Source organism: Bartonella sp. AC10YNML, from assembly GCF_042196825.1.
In the GTDB taxonomy this organism is placed as follows: Bacteria; Pseudomonadota; Alphaproteobacteria; order Rhizobiales; family Rhizobiaceae; genus Bartonella.
Genome location: NZ_JBHIRA010000011.1, coordinates 19658 through 34975 on the forward strand (window position 1 = coordinate 19658; position 15318 = coordinate 34975).

16 protein-coding genes are annotated in these 15318 nt (G+C 36.8%); 14 read left to right on the forward strand and 2 right to left on the reverse strand.

Annotation, left to right across the window (positions count from 1 at the left end; translation table 11 throughout):
* Window positions 1–637: 637 nt before the first annotated feature.
* The 4 genes from hfq (at window position 638) to ACFINA_RS06535 (ending at window position 5466) form a co-directional block, all read left to right on the forward strand.
* Window positions 638–877 (forward strand): RNA chaperone Hfq, encoded by a 240-nt coding sequence (gene hfq, locus ACFINA_RS06520; RefSeq protein WP_005773461.1) that lies wholly within the window; start codon window positions 638–640, stop codon window positions 875–877.
* Window positions 878–931: 54 nt separating this feature from the next.
* The gene (gene hflX, locus ACFINA_RS06525; RefSeq protein WP_375607103.1) at window positions 932–2275 is read left to right on the forward strand and encodes a GTPase HflX; all 1344 of its coding nucleotides are present in this window, start codon (window positions 932–934) and stop codon (window positions 2273–2275) included.
* Window positions 2276–2419: 144 nt separating this feature from the next.
* Entirely contained in the window at window positions 2420–4243 is a 1824-nt protein-coding gene (locus ACFINA_RS06530) for a hypothetical protein (protein ID WP_375615267.1), read from the forward strand.
* Window positions 4244–4374: 131 nt separating this feature from the next.
* Window positions 4375–5466 carry a COX15/CtaA family protein gene (locus tag ACFINA_RS06535; protein WP_375607105.1) on the forward strand — a complete coding sequence of 364 codons (1092 nt, stop codon included), beginning with the start codon at window positions 4375–4377 and terminating at the stop codon, window positions 5464–5466.
* Between the two features lie 20 nt (window positions 5467–5486).
* Here the strand turns inward: ACFINA_RS06535 and argC are convergent, their stop codons facing one another.
* On the reverse strand, window positions 5487–6419 hold the full coding sequence (gene argC / locus ACFINA_RS06540; protein WP_375608301.1) for an N-acetyl-gamma-glutamyl-phosphate reductase: 933 nt from the start codon (window positions 6417–6419) through the stop codon (window positions 5487–5489).
* A gap of 326 nt (window positions 6420–6745) precedes the next feature.
* Between argC and glyA the strand changes: the two genes are divergently transcribed.
* The 6 genes from glyA to nusB all read left to right on the forward strand — a co-directional run bounded on the left by glyA (window position 6746) and on the right by nusB (window position 11284).
* Window positions 6746–8059, forward strand: coding sequence for a serine hydroxymethyltransferase (gene glyA, locus ACFINA_RS06545; RefSeq protein WP_375615268.1), 1314 nt, complete (start codon window positions 6746–6748; stop codon window positions 8057–8059).
* 13 nt (window positions 8060–8072) lie between these two features.
* Window positions 8073–8555, forward strand: a complete 483-nt coding sequence (gene nrdR, locus ACFINA_RS06550; protein WP_375607108.1) for a transcriptional regulator NrdR — start codon at window positions 8073–8075, stop codon at window positions 8553–8555.
* Complete coding sequence (gene ribD / locus ACFINA_RS06555; RefSeq protein WP_375615269.1) at window positions 8548–9675, forward strand: bifunctional diaminohydroxyphosphoribosylaminopyrimidine deaminase/5-amino-6-(5-phosphoribosylamino)uracil reductase RibD; 1128 nt, start codon at window positions 8548–8550, stop codon at window positions 9673–9675. Before nrdR ends, ribD begins: the two co-directional genes overlap by 8 nt.
* Window positions 9657–10274, forward strand: a complete 618-nt coding sequence (locus tag ACFINA_RS06560; RefSeq protein ID WP_375607110.1) for a riboflavin synthase — start codon at window positions 9657–9659, stop codon at window positions 10272–10274. Before ribD ends, ACFINA_RS06560 begins: the two co-directional genes overlap by 19 nt.
* Window positions 10275–10355: 81 nt before the next feature.
* A complete protein-coding gene (locus ACFINA_RS06565; protein WP_375608300.1) occupies window positions 10356–10811 on the forward strand; it encodes a 6,7-dimethyl-8-ribityllumazine synthase in 456 nt (151 codons plus the stop codon).
* A 2-nt stretch (window positions 10812–10813) separates the two neighbouring features.
* Window positions 10814–11284 carry a transcription antitermination factor NusB gene (nusB, locus tag ACFINA_RS06570; protein ID WP_375607112.1) on the forward strand — a complete coding sequence of 157 codons (471 nt, stop codon included), beginning with the start codon at window positions 10814–10816 and terminating at the stop codon, window positions 11282–11284.
* A gap of 76 nt (window positions 11285–11360) precedes the next feature.
* On the opposite strand, the gene ACFINA_RS06575 is transcribed toward nusB, so the two are convergent.
* Window positions 11361–11840: an outer membrane protein assembly factor BamE gene (locus tag ACFINA_RS06575; protein WP_375615284.1), complete on the reverse strand. Its 480-nt coding sequence runs from the start codon at window positions 11838–11840 to the stop codon at window positions 11361–11363.
* A gap of 221 nt (window positions 11841–12061) precedes the next feature.
* Between ACFINA_RS06575 and ACFINA_RS06580 the strand changes: the two genes are divergently transcribed.
* The 4 genes from ACFINA_RS06580 (at window position 12062) to ACFINA_RS06595 (ending at window position 15255) form a co-directional block, all read left to right on the forward strand.
* Window positions 12062–12619, forward strand: coding sequence for a DUF177 domain-containing protein (locus ACFINA_RS06580; RefSeq protein ID WP_375607113.1), 558 nt, complete (start codon window positions 12062–12064; stop codon window positions 12617–12619).
* Window positions 12620–12768: 149 nt separating this feature from the next.
* Window positions 12769–13839: a phosphate acyltransferase PlsX gene (plsX, locus tag ACFINA_RS06585; RefSeq protein WP_375607114.1), complete on the forward strand. Its 1071-nt coding sequence runs from the start codon at window positions 12769–12771 to the stop codon at window positions 13837–13839.
* 49 nt (window positions 13840–13888) lie between these two features.
* On the forward strand, window positions 13889–14863 hold the full coding sequence (locus ACFINA_RS06590) for a beta-ketoacyl-ACP synthase III (protein WP_375615270.1): 975 nt from the start codon (window positions 13889–13891) through the stop codon (window positions 14861–14863).
* Window positions 14864–14940: 77 nt separating this feature from the next.
* Window positions 14941–15255: an integration host factor subunit alpha gene (locus ACFINA_RS06595; protein WP_273791377.1), complete on the forward strand. Its 315-nt coding sequence runs from the start codon at window positions 14941–14943 to the stop codon at window positions 15253–15255.
* Window positions 15256–15318 lie beyond the last annotated feature (63 nt).

A 15318-nucleotide genomic window follows, 5' to 3' on the forward strand; every position in this document is an offset into this window, starting at 1 on the left:
AGGGATACGTCCTCTTCCACATAATTTCTATATACTAGCTGTTAATTATTTAGAAAGGAATATGCTTAGGGAAAAATTTTAAAAACTTATCAAGATAAAGTTAACGCAGTTTCTTGTATCCTGTTTTAAAATATTATAAAATATAGTAAAAACAATTTATTATTTAAATCTAACTAAAACAAAAATACTGTTTACAACTTGTGTTTATAAAAAGCTTTATAAGCCGGCAATCTTTGAAATAAGGACAATTTAATAGCGGTTATATATACAGTAAGGTGCGAATGCCTCTCTTTAATATCGATAATCGTTAATAAATGTTGTTGTCCGCTTACTTTTATTGATTCTAAACGAAGCAGATTCATCATGACATATAGTCTGTAATAGCTTAGGATGTATATTAGGATGTATAAAGTATGCCTTTGAATTGTAAGCTCATAAAAAAGTAAACGTGGAAAAATTTTTAATTTAATATAGATTTTCGTAAGTTGTACTTTATTATTGCCTTAAAGAGCTGTTTTTTCTCTGATTTCAGTTGTTTGTTTCTGAATTTTGAAGCTTCTACGTTGACAATTGGATATTTTTCAGTCGATATGCATGCACGAATATTTTATGCAATCTAGATAAAGGTGTAAGAATAATGGCAGAGCGATCACAACACCTGCAAGATGTGTTTTTAAATACGGTGCGTAAGCAAAAAATTTCCCTTACAATTTTTCTTGTCAATGGCGTTAAACTCACGGGTATTGTAACTTCATTTGATAATTTTTGTGTTCTTTTGCGCCGAGATGGACACGCGCAATTGGTTTATAAGCATGCTATTTCTACGATTATGCCTGGACAGCCTGTACAGATGTTTGAGGGTGAAAGTCCTGAGTAAGCACGTCATTTTAAGATAGACCTCTTATCCCATTTTAAAAGTACTTAGATTGCTATGATAAATGAAAATGAGAGATTAGGAGGGGTGTTTTCGCAGAATACAGAACAGGTGCGTGCACTTGTTTTGATACCGATTTTTCAAGAAAATAGAAGTGAAAGCTCTTTGAGAGAGTGTTCTATATCTTCTCGTGTTAAAGAATCATTGGGGTTAGCGCGTGCTATAAGGTTAGAAGTTGTTAATTATGAAACGATTAATATTGCAACGCCTCGCTCTGCGACACTCTTTGGAAAAGGTAAAGTAGATGCGTTAACCTGTTATATAGATGAATATTCTATTGAGCTTGCGATTGTAGATCACTTTTTAACGCCAGTACAGCAGCGTAATTTAGAAAAATTATGGAATTGCAAAGTTATCGATAGAACAGCTTTGATTCTTGAAATTTTTGGGGATCGTGCACGAACAAAAGAAGGAGTTTTGCAAGTAGAGTTAGCGCGTTTGTCCTATCAAAAAGGGAGGCTTGTGCGGAGTTGGACGCACTTGGAAAGGCAACGGGGGGGGCGTGGCTTCCTAGGGGGACCTGGTGAAACGCAAATTGAAGCAGATAGGCGTCTTTTACAAGAAAAAATTATTCGTATTCGCCGCGAATTGCAAACGGTTATTAAAACACGTGCACTTCATAGAGCAAAAAGGAAAAAAACATCTTATCCTGTTGTAGCAATGGTAGGATATACGAATACAGGAAAGTCAACTCTCTTTAACCGTTTAAGCGGTGCAGATGTTTTAGCAAAGAATATGTTATTTGCAACGCTTGATCCGACTTTGCGCAAAGTTGTTCTTCCCCATGGAAAAACTGTTCTTTTGTCTGATACTGTAGGGTTTATTTCTAACTTGCCAACGAATTTGATTGCAGCTTTTAGAGCAACCCTTGAAGAAGTGGTTGAAGCGGATCTCATTCTTCATGTAAGAGATATGTCAGATCTTGATCATCGAGCACATGCCCAAGATGTTTTAGAAGTGCTTTCAAGTCTTGATATCGATATTGATGATATGGAGCACATCATAGAAGTTTGGAATAAGATTGATATGTTAGATGAGCAAGCATTGAATGTTTTACAAACAAGCGCAAAGACGCGATTAAATCCTGCTCTCATGGTATCAGCACTTAAGGGGGATGGACTCGATCAATTATTAAGAGCCATTGAAAAGCGAATTTTTGGAGACGTGCAAAGCATTGAATATCTTTTACAACCTCATGAAATGTCGCTTATTGATTGGTTTTATGAAAACTCTGCGGAAATAGTGCAAGAAGGGCATGATGATGGGTCTATTACCATTAGAGCGGTTGTTACTTCTGAAGCAAAAAAACAACTAGAGAGCCTCAAAAAAAATATGAATTAAGTTCTTTAAAGCTATTGTTGAACATTTTTGCTTAAATTTTATATTTTTATTATCTCAAAATAATATGACAGCAAGTTAAGAGGATAGTTACTACTTTCTCTTAATAAAACAATATGAAGAAGTATTTTGCTGGTTAAAATAAAGATGAGTCTTACATGTAATAAAAGACTATTCGTACGTACCGTATGGCGAAGCATTTTGATTGTTTTGCTATTACAAATGCTATGTGTATCTTTGATTTGGTTGTATTATTTTGTCCAGCCCCGTGGTTACCAAGCAACTTTAGTATTTTCATTATCTGATTCTGTTGGAAAGCCATTACCAATTAAAAAGCAAGACAATGTTATCGCCTTTTTGTTTTCACAGCCTATAATTTCAAATGATTCTCCTTTTTCTTTAAGGGTTTCTTATAAGAAAAAAAATCAGGAAAATATCCGTTTATCGCGTCATGGTGAACTTATCAACCTTACTTTTGAAGCTGAGACACAGGAAGCAGCACAACGTGGGTTGGAAACTTGGTTTTCCGTATTTTCACAAGCAATCATAAAACAAAAACAATTCTTGTTAAATGATAAATCTGAAGACAAACAATATGATAACACTGCGATTATTAATATCGTGCAGGAATTTCGGTCCTCTGTTGATTCTTTTATTCAGCATAGTGTCAAACAAACAGAGCTTCATGATCTTTCGATGCAATTAATGCAAGCAACTTTAAAGCGTATTCATTTAACAAGTTTGAATTCAACGATTAACATGATACGTGAAAATGGACAGTCTTTACTGTCTTTATCGTTTATTGCAGATAATTCAGCAATTGTTTCTCTGGAATCTAAACGTGATCTCTTGGAAACGCAAAGAGCACATATGGCGGCGCAATTGGGGTGGACACATCCTCAAATTAAGGCAATGACTGCGGAGTTAGAAGCGGTTTCTCATCAATTAAACAATAAAATTTTACAGATCGTTTATCAAGTTCATTCAGATATAATTATTGCAACGGAGTTGGAAAAACAGCTCCAAAAAAGGGTGAGTTTTTTTGTAAAAGATCAATCCCAATCTTTGAATGAAATATTTAACGAGTTTGAAAATAAAATAAAAGCAGCGGTCGATGCACAAAATAAAGTGATGAGCAAATCTGCTCAAAGAGAAAAAGTTATTGGTTCATATTGGGGATTGAGTGATAACCCTCTTCTCTTACAAAATACAAAGATCAATGTGGTAATGCCAACAACATTAGCCCCCATTTCTTTTATGGCTCTTTATGGAAAAAATGTTTTTGTGGGTGCATTGGCCAGCTTCCTTACTCTTTTGCTAGGAATAATGTTATTTTATCCGTTCTTTAAAAGCAAAAAAGACCAACTTTCAGAAGAGGATGTGAGATTAAAAGAAAATGCTCTCAAGAAGAATGAGAGTCTTTTAGTCTCTCAAGAAATAAAAAATCTTGAAGCTTTTATTACGATAGAGGGATTATCTGATGTTTTGAAATGGCATGCTTCAACAGTTATTTCAATTATTGGACCAGAGGCTGCACGGACAGCGGCAAAGCTTTCACTTCATCTCACAAAAGAGAACAAAACAATTTTATTGGTCGATATCTCTGGTCAACAAATAGAGAAAGTCATTGGCCCACATCGCGGACTGAGTGATGTTTTAACCGGCCATGCTCAGATGCATGATGTTATTTACCGCGATTACGATACGGGCGTTGATATTCTTCCTCAGGGATTAACAAGTGCTGTTTCTGCACAAGATTTTTCAAATAATATTTCTCATATATTACAAGAATTTAAAAAAGAATATGATTTTATCATTTTAGAGATGGCAAGCAAACCAAAATATGGTTTTGAACAATTTGCAGAGCTAACAGACTATTATATTTGTAATACTGTTCTTAATGAACAAGATTGGATGATGTGGATGGTAAGCAGCTTTCCAAAGACTGTTTATCGTGTTGTTGCATCATAAACTTCGCAAAAGAGAAAAGAAATATGTATCATATGCTATAGTGGTACGCTTGTTTTTTGCTGAAGTTATAGTACATACTAAAATTAAAGATTTAATGTTAATTTTAAAATGCATTTTAGTTGGAGAGAAGCGTGGGGCAATCAGAGATGGCAGTAAAGAGATTAAACGATAACTTTTTAACACCTGTGCAAAAGGAAAATAGAAAACATATACAGGTGTGGCTTTACTCTATTTTACTGCTTTGTTTGGCAATTGTCTTAGTGGGTGGTGCTACTCGTTTGACGGGATCAGGATTATCTATAACGGAATGGAAGCCAATACACGGTGTTATTCCACCGATTGGTGAGGATCAATGGCAAGAGGAATTTTTAAAATATCAACAAATAGCACAATATAAGCTTCTTAATCGTGATATGACCTTAAGTGCTTTTAAGGTCATTTTTTGGTGGGAATGGGCGCATCGTGTTCTTGGGCGTCTTGTTGGTCTTGTTGCTTTATTAGGGCTCATTTGGTTTTGGGCAACTAAACGTATTGAAAAAAATATCTTACTTCCGCTTATTGTCGTACCTATTCTTATCGCCTTTCAGGGTTTTATTGGTTGGTGGATGGTCGCTTCAGGGATTGGGCAGAGTAATTTAACAAGTGTGAGCCAATATCGTTTGGCATTTCATCTTATAACGGCATGTTTTGTTATTGTTTTTGTTACTTATTTATCTCGAGGACTTGCAGAATACTCAGAAAAGCCAGCAAATCAAAAGGTGCAATATTTTGCGTCTTGGCTTGTTATTCTCGTTTTGATAGAGATTTATTTCGGAGCTTTGGTTGCAGGGCTTCATGCAGGAAAAGTCTATAATACATGGCCGCTTATGGATGGGCAGATTATTCCTGATGGATTGTTGCAGCATCGTCCTGTTTGGCTCAATTTATTCGAAAATTCCTTAATGGTTCAATTTATTCATCGGTTTTTTGCTTATTTTTTATTTATTGTCTCAGTTGTTCATGCTTTCTATGTACAAAAAAATGCTCCACATTCAACCCATTCTCGTCGTGCATTTCTTATCTGTGTTATGATTATTATCCAAGCAGTCTTGGGTATCTTAACACTGTTACATGAGGTTCCGATAAGTTTAGGGCTCATTCATCAAAGTATGGCACTAGCTGTGTTATGTTTTGCGGTTGCGCACTGGCGAGCAACGAAAGGGGCATATCGCGTTGTTGAATAAAAGTTTGTGGGTAGGGAGGTTTAGTCGCTTGAAAGCATTAAATCGAGGTTCTGGATAGCTGCAGCTGATGCGCCTTTTCCTAAATTATCGAATATGGCGCTGAGATTAAAAATGCCTTCGCGATCATTGCCAAATACGAACAGTTTCATACCATCTTTATTGGCTAAACACTCTGGATTAAGTCTTTCAAGTGAAACAGTTTCTTCTTGTGATGCAACTAAAATGGTATTTTGTCCATCGTAATGGTTTGCGAGAATTTCGCGCAAATCAGAACAGTTTGCTGATTTTGTGAATAAATGGCGATGCAGAGGAAGATTCACAATCATTCCTTGGGGAAAACGACCAACACTTGGTATAAAAACTGGGGTTTGATTGATTTGTCCATAGATTTTAATTTCTGGCACATGTTTGTGTGCAAGATTAAGACCATAAATAAAATAATTTTCCTTAATATTCTGTTGAGATTGATTTTCCATTTGTAAAATCAACTGTTTTCCACCACCGGTATAGCCGGAGATTGCATTAATCGAGATGGGATAATCGGCGTCTAGCAGTCCTGCTTCACGGAGTGGGCGAATCAAACTAATGGCACCAGTAGGATAGCATCCGGGATTGGTTACATAATGTGCTGCTTGAATGCGCTTTCTTTGTCCTGCTGTCATTTCAGGAAAACCGTAAACCCAGTCTGGTGTAACACGGTGTGCTGTCGAGCTATCAATAATCCTAATGTTTTTATTTTTTTTAAGCCAATGAACGGTTTCGCGTGCAGCATCATCTGGAAGACACAAAATAGCAATATCGGCTTGATTAAGATAGTCTTGTCGTAGATGAACATTATGGCGATCTTTATGAGAAAGAGAGAGTAGTTTTAAATCTGTACGCCTTTCTAAGCGTTTTTGTATTTGTAGTCCGGTTGTGCCATGTTCACCATCAATAAAAACTTTGGTTGCCATTCTTTTCTCTACTATATTCAGCTTTTCATATTATAAATTATTTTAAATCATTACCAACTTAAATAATAATTATTAAATTATTGAATTTATTTAGATTATAAATATTTTTTTGTAAAAGGTGTAAACAAATAAGAGCGTAAAAGAAGAAATTTAACCTCATTTTTCACCATTTTTATGAGAGACGTTTTTTGCTGTCTCTATGACAAGGAACAGGATAATTATTTGTATCATTATTTTTGAGTGTAAGTAGTTTAAAATGTTTGGTTTGCATGGTTTGCTGTGTTATCGTTTAATGACTTTATTTTTTAATGTTAGGAACGTATTTTATGACTCAGCAAAAAAATGACGCACAAGAGCGCTTTTTTAATGATAATTTACAAACTGTTGATGATGCAATCTTTGATGCAATTATGGAAGAATTTGAGCGTCAACAACATGAAATTGAGTTGATTGCTTCTGAGAATATTGTTTCAAGAGCGGTTCTTGAAGCACAGGGGTCTGTTTTAACCAATAAATATGCAGAAGGTTATCCAAGAAAGCGCTATTATGGTGGATGTCAATTTGTTGATGTCGTTGAAGATTTAGCCATTGAAAGGGCAAAACAGCTTTTTGGTGCTGCGTTTGCAAATGTACAGCCTAATTCTGGTAGCCAAATGAATCAAGCTGTCTTTTTAGCTTTACTTCAGCCTGGTGACACATTTATGGGGTTGGATTTAAATGCTGGTGGTCACCTTACGCATGGTTCACCTGTTAATATGTCAGGAAAATGGTTTAATGTTGTTTCCTATGGTGTACGTCAAGAAGATCAGATTATTGATATGGATGAGGTTGAGCGACTTGCAAAAGAACATAAGCCAAAACTTATTATAGCAGGGGGCTCATCTTATTCTCGATTCTGGAACTGGGAAAGATTCCGTGAAATTGCAGATGAAATCGGTGCTCATTTACTCGTTGATATGTCTCATATTGCTGGTCTTGTTGCTGGTGGCGTACATCCTTCACCTGTTCCACATGCGCATATTGTAACGACAACAACACATAAATCGCTTCGAGGTCCCCGAGGTGGTTTGATATTGACAAATGATGAGGCTTTATCCAAAAAAATTAATTCTGCTATTTTTCCTGGTCTTCAAGGGGGGCCTTTAATGCATGTGATTGCGGCAAAGGCTGTTGCATTTGGGGAGGCTTTGCATCCTTCTTTCAAGAATTATAGTGCCAAGGTGGTCACACATGCGAAAACTTTAGCAAAAACATTACAGAATAATGGTTTTAATATTGTTTCTGGCGGTACAGATAATCATTTATTGTTGGTTGATTTACGTTCCAAAAATCTAACAGGTAAACGTGCTGAATTGGCTTTAGGACGCGCTCATATTACCTGCAATAAAAATGGTATTCCTTTTGACCCTGAAACGCCATCTATAACATCGGGAATTCGTTTGGGCTCACCTGCTGCTACAACGCGTGGTTTTTTAGAAAAAGAATTTATTCAAGTTGGTCATTTGATTTCAGAAGTTCTTGATGGTCTTCGGAACGCAAAAAGTGATGAAGATAATCATGCTGTTGAAATGGCTGTTAAGAAAAAGGTGGAAGATATAACGAATCAATTTCCTCTTTACTCTTATCTCAGCGCTTGTTAAGGATATAAAAGAGATGCGCTGTCCTTATTGTCAATATGAGGATACACAGGTTAGAGACTCGCGTCCTGCAGAAGAGGGGGCAGTGATTCGACGCCGCCGTGTTTGTTCTGTTTGTGCTGGTCGCTTTACAACTTTTGAACGTGTTCAGTTGCGTGAGCTTTTAGTCGCTAAAAAAAGTGGACGATGTGAACCTTTCGATCGTGATAAGTTAATGCGATCAGTTGATGTGGCTGTACGTAAGCGCAATATTGATCCTGATCATATTGAACGAGCAATTTCTGGCATTGTACGCCAGCTTGAAAGTTTGGGAGAACCAGAGATTTCTTCAGAAAAAATTGGGCATCTTGTGATGGAAGCATTGAAAAGAATTGATGATATTGCTTATATTCGTTTTGCTTCTGTGTATCGAGATTTCCGTAATGCAAGCGATTTTCACGATGTTATAGATGAATTATCAAAGGGTATCGCGGATACAGAATCTCGTTTTGATGAATAAAAAAGTGCAAGATGAACGGTTTATGGCTGCAGCTATTCGTTTAGCAGAACGTCATGTCGGTCTTACAGGTGAGAATCCTTCGGTTGGTACATTAATTGTGCGAAACGATAATGGTGGAGGGGCTTTTATTGTTGGCTATGGCGTAACAGCTATTCATGGGCGTCCTCATGCGGAAGTGCAAGCTTTACACATGGCAGGTTCTTTGGCTCAAGGAGCTACTGCTTATGTTACATTAGAACCTTGTGCGCATTATGGAAAAACTTCGCCGTGTGTGAATGCACTTATTGGTTCAGGTGTTTCTCGAGTTGTTGTTGCGCTGACTGATTGTGACAAGCGTGTTGATGGTCATGGTATTGCTCTTTTGCGAGCGGCTGGTATTGAAGTGGTTGAGGGTATTTTAGCTGAAGAGGCTTTTGAATCCTTATGGACGCATTGGTGCATAAGAAAGATACAACGCTGTGCGGTCACTTTTAAAATGGCAATTTCTGCAGATAATGGTGTTGGAAAAAAAGAGAAAGGCAGCGTAAAAATTAGTGGAACACTTTCTCATGCCCATACGCATATTTTACGTGCTCAAAATAATGCTATCCTCGTTGGTATTGGAACTATACTCGCAGATGATCCACAACTCAATTGCCGCTTGCCAGGGATGGAGATGCGCTCACCAATTCGTATTATTTTGGATGCAGATTTATCTATCCCTCTTTATGCAAAAGTTGTCCAAACAGCTATAAAAATCCCTACATGGGTTATTTGTGATGGGGATCTTTCAAAGAAAAGCAAAAAAAATGCATTGGAGCAATATGGTGTGTCTGTTTATTCGGTAGAGATGAACAATGGTTGTGTAGAACCCTTTGCTCTTTTACAGATGCTTTATAAACATGGGATTAATAGTGTTTTATTGGAAGGGGGCGTCAAGACAGGGGAAAAATTTTTGAATGCTGGTTGTGTTGATCATTTGATATGTTTTCATACCCCCATTGTTTTAGGCAAAAATCGTATTGAAGCCCCTCATTTTGGAAATTATCTCTCGCAATTTCATAAAATTGAGACAAGAATGTTTGGAAATGACCGTTTTTATAAGTGGAGACGTAAGACATTATGTTCACAGGAATTATAACGGATATTGGTTGTGTTGAAGATGTTCAACCTTTAAAGCAGGGGATGCGTTTAAAGATTTCCACACGCTATGCTATAGAAAGTTTAGCAATTGGCGCATCAATTGCTTGTTCGGGAATTTGTCTGACAATTGTAGAGCGAGGATTAAAGCAAGAAGATTCCAATTGGTTTGTTGTTGAAGCGTGGGAAGAAACATTACGTTTAACGAATCTTGCACAATGGATAAAAGGAACTTTTGTTAATTTGGAACGTTCGCTTCGATTGGGTGATGAAATGGGGGGACATTTGGTTTCTGGTCATATTGATGGTTTGGCTGAAATCATTGATCAAAAAAAGGAAGGGGATGCAATTCGCTTTTATTTAAAAGTTTCAAGACAATTTATGCCTTTTATTGTTAATAAGGGATCTATTGCACTTAATGGGACATCTTTGACTGTTAATGGTGTTGAGGATTGTGTTTTTGATGTTCTTATTATTCGCCATACACTCGAAATGACAACGTGGGGACAAGCTAAAATTGGAGATCGGGTAAATTTGGAAATTGATCAACTTGCTCGTTATGCTGCAAAACTTTTTACTTTAAAAAGAGAAGATGAATAAGCCAACACTCTATTGATCGTTTTCAGAATTTTATGCTTTATAACTTTGATTTTTTTGATTCGTTTTTTGTGGAATTTCATTATGATGAAAGAGATAGGTAAAAAGCCTCACGTATTGATTGTTGAGGCACGTTTTTATGAGGGGATTTCTGATGCGCTTTTGAGAGGTGCAGTGAATACTTTGCAAAAAGCTGAAGCAAGTTATGATGTTGTAACGGTTCCTGGAGCATTAGAAATACCAAGTGCAATAGCTTTTTCTGAACAAAACAAAATATCGTATGATGGTTATGTTGCTCTTGGTTGTGTTATTCGGGGTGAAACATATCACTTTGAAATTGTTGCTAATGGTTCTTGTCGTGCATTGATGGATTTAACTGTTCATCAACACTTGGCTATTGGAAATGGTATTTTGACTGTTGAAAACGAAGAACAAGCATGGGTGCGTGCAAAACAAGATAACAAAAATAAAGGTGGTTTTGCGGCTGAAGCTGCTTTATGTATGATCGCTCTAAAAAAGAGATTTGGAGATAATCGTTAAATATGGCTGATATAAAAAGCAGACATTTTCCGCGTTCAGCCAATAAACGTGGAGCAGCAAGACTTGCTGCAGTTCAAGCACTCTATCAAATGGATATCGTGGGTTCGGGGGTGATGGAAACTGCAGCTGAGTATGAGGCTTATCGTTTGGGAAAAGATATTGATGGAGACCAATATCTTGAAGCTGATTTTCAATGGTTTTTGGCTATTATAACGGGTGTTGTAAAAGATCAAAAGCAGCTTGATCCGCTGCTTCATCAACAGCTTTCTGCAGAGTGGTCTCTTTCACGTCTTGATTCTATCTTACGCGCAATTTTACGAGCAGGTTTATGGGAGTTGATCAACCGTAAAGATGTCCCTATTGCAGTTGTTATGAATGAATATGTTGATATAGCAAAGGCGTTTTTTGAGGGTGAAGAGCCCAAACTTGTTAACGCAGTTCTCGATAGTATGGCAAAAAAAGTCCGACTCTAAGAGTTACAATCTTTTATATTATGAGACCTGACAATAATCAAATCTCATAATATTAAAACGATATGTAAACTATATTTTAGTTATTGGTTGGCAAATTCGCAGGGCCTTTTATAATTTGAATTAAGAAAGGATGTTCTTTCGTTACAGTTGGCGTTGTTTGTGTAATAAAGTCAAACACTTGACCGTCTTGTAACCCGTAATTTGCAACTTTTGCAACCTGATTATTTTTATTGAAGTAAATAGCTAAAACTTTGCGATCAATAATCTTTGTTTTCATAAACTGCATCCCACGATAACGTGTCTGTGAGATGTAATAAAAAACTTCATTATCATATTTTGTTTTTAATGAAGGGGTCCCTAAAGTTAAAAGAACTTGCTCTTGACTTGAGCCAATAGAGATAGAACTTAGAGCATTTTTATCAAGAACATAGCCTTCTCTATAAATTTGGCTTGAACCTGAAGAATCAAGAAGACTACACCCAGCAAGCATTCCTATGCTTGCTATTGATAGACCAATCAATAATTTACGTTTGATTAAGGCTATTATGTGAGGCATTTGAAACAATGATATCTCCTTTTTATACTGAGATGTAGGACAAGAAGGCAGCCTCAAGTTTTTTCTAATTTTAACTTAATCTACCGTAGCTTACACTGAGTTTCCCTGTTATAAAGCAAATTATGCCATATAGAATTTCTTTAGAAAAGAAAAAAATGCATAAATACTTGAGATAAATAAAAACATGGTGCTTTACGCGTTTTTATGTTTGGGAGTTGTCTATGAATGTTCAAAATGTTCCTCAAATGACATTTGCTTTGGCTTATCCAATATCTGTACGTTCTCTCCCTGCTAAAGGTATAAGGGTTCATTTTTGTGCAAACAAAAAAGAATGTACACATTTAGCCCAGAACCATGATTTAATTGAAGTAAAATCTTGTGAGGGAAAATTTCATATTTTCCCGTGGAAAAAACGCGGAGTGCGTATAAAAGGTCTGTTGCAAGCGCGTATACTACAGTTATGTGTTGTTACATTAGAACCATTAGAAAATATCCTTTGTGAAAATATTGAGGTTGTTTTTGTTCCTGAAGATTCAAATTTGATGAAGCCCAAAATATCAGAGGATACAGGGGAATTGTTTTTAGATGTAGAGGGGCTTGATACTCCTGAAGTGTTTTATGATGATAAAATTGATATTGGCGCAATCATGGAAGAGTTTTTTGAGTTGTCTATTAATCATTATCCACGTAAAGAAGGGATAAAGATGAATATGGTTGAAAATTTAGAAGAAGCAGAGCGAAAATTCTCTCCATTTTCTGTTTTGAAAAATTGGAAGTGATTGTAAAAAAATATAAAAAATATCTATTGTATGCTAAACGGTATTTTCTGCGGAGCGATTTTCGCCAGATATTCTGTGTGAGTATTCAGGAGCCAAAAATCATAATATGTATTTAAAGATGTAAATGAAAAGATGTGGGATATGCAAGCGTGATTAGAATTTCTGTGGATGTCATGGGCGGTGATTACGGTCCAGAAGCAGCTATTGCAGGAGCAGCAATTGTACAAAAATATTTATCAAATATTTATTTTCTATTTTATGGGGTAGAGGAGACTGTTTGTCCGGTTTTAAAAAAATATCCCTGTTTGGATTCTGTATCGCGCTTTTGCCCGACAGAAAGTTATACACGCATGGATGAAAAGCCAAGCCAAGCACTTCGTAATGGACGTGGTAAATCATCAATGTGGTACGCCATTGAAGCGGTAAAAAATGGTGAAGCTGATGCTTGCATTTCTGCTGGTAATACGGGAGCGCTGATGGCTATGTCTTATTTTTGTTTAAAAATGCTAGCAGAGGCTGAACGTCCTGGTATTGCGGGTATCTGGCCAACACTGCGCAGTGAGAGTATTGTTTTAGATATTGGAGCAACAATTGGTGCCTCTGCTAGTCAGTTGGTTGATTTGGCGGTTATGGGAGCAGGTATGTTTCGCGCTTTATATCACACTGAAAGACCAAGTGTTGGGCTTTTAAATGTGGGGGTGGAAGAGGTTAAAGGACTTTATGAAATAAAAAAAGCAGGAATGATATTGCGTGAAGTGCAATTAGAAGGATTGGAATATAAAGGATTTGTTGAGGGCAATGACATTGGAAAAGGAACAGTCGATGTTGTTGTAACAGAGGGGTTTTCTGGTAATATTGCTTTAAAAACCGCAGAAGGAACCGCGCGACAGATAGGAGAGATTTTAAACTCTGCAATGCGCAGTTCTTTTTTAACATCTCTTGGTTATTTTTTATCGCGGGGTGCTTTTCGTATACTGAAACATAAAATGGATCCTGATAGGGTGAATGGAGGAGTGCTTTTAGGTTTGAATGGTGTTGTTATAAAAAGTCATGGCAGTGCTAATGCTAATGGCTTTGCTTCTGCTATCCGCGTTGGTTATGAGATGGTTAACAACGGACTTTTACAAAAAATAACGGCTGATTTACGGCGATTTCATGAAAATAAAGAAACACTTTTTGACCAAGAAGATGAAGCAGTGATGAATGGAGAGTCCTTATGATAAGCTCTTATAATAGAAATAAAAAATTTGAAGAAAAGGTAAGAGCTGAATGATTCGGTCAATTATACGGGGTGTAGGAAGTGCTTTGCCGAAAAGAAGTTTATCAAATGATGAGATTGCAAAGTTTGTTGAAACGTCAGATTCATGGATTGTTCAGCGCACAGGAATACGCCAACGTTATATTGCCAGTGAAAATGAAACAACTGTTTCTTTAGGAGTTGAGGCTGCGCAAGCAGCACTTACAAATGCTGGTTTAACAATAAGAGACATCGATTGTATTATTTTAGCAACGTCCACCCCGAATCGTACTTTTCCTGCTTCTGCTGTTGAAATTCAGCATGCTTTGGGAATGAGTCATGGATTTGCTTTTGATATTCAAGCTGTTTGCTCTGGTTTTATTTTTGCTTTAACAACAGGAGATTCTTATTTACGGTGTGGGGGGGCTAAAAGAATTTTAGTTATTGGATCCGATACATTTTCTCGAATTTTAGATTGGGAAGATCGTACGACATGTGTTTTGTTTGGTGATGGTGCTGGTGCTGTTATTTTGGAAGCACAAGAAACTGAGGGGGATATTGCTTTTGAGCGTGGTATATTGTCTGCGAAATTGCGCTCTAATGGTGCTTATATAGATAAGCTATATGTTGATGGTGGACCTTCAACAACACAAACGACAGGCTATTTGCGTATGGAAGGACGAGAAGTCTTTAAATATGCTGTTGGTATGATAACGGATGTGGTTGATGATTGTTTTGCAGCTGCAGGTATGGATTCTTCACAACTAGATTGGTTTGTACCTCATCAGGCTAATAAGCGCATTATTGAAGCATCTGCTAAAAAGCTGGGAATTTCACTAGATAAAGTTGTGATTACCGTTGATCAACATGGTAATACGTCTGCTGCATCAGTTCCGTTGGCTTTAACAACAGCTGTTTGCGATGGAAAAATAAAAGAAGGAGATCTTATCATGTTAGAAGCCATGGGAGGTGGATTTACATGGGGAGCAATTCTTATTCGTTGGTAAATTATGGCTACTTGACCATATTTTAAGAAAACGTATAAGTCATTTTGTAATTTTTAATATTTTAATAGGTGGTTATAATGACAAGTAAGACAGTAACGCGTGCAGATTTAGCGAGCGTAGTTTGTAAAAGAGTGGGCTTGTCACATACTGAATCAGCAGCTTTAGTCGAATTGGTTTTGGATGAGATTTGCAACTCACTTGTAAGAGGTGAAGCGGTTAAATTATCTTCTTTTGCAACTTTTCAGGTTCGCAGTAAAAATGAACGTGTTGGACGCAATCCAAAAACAGGTGTTGAAGCACCTATTCCGCCGCGACGTGTTGTGACGTTTAAGGCTGCCAATGTTCTTAAACAGAGAATTTTAGATTCGCATCGTGCAAAACAGAAAAAATGATATCTCATAAATAAATGCCATGGTATGTTTGGTATTTGTTAAAGAAATGTATAAAATAAAAGT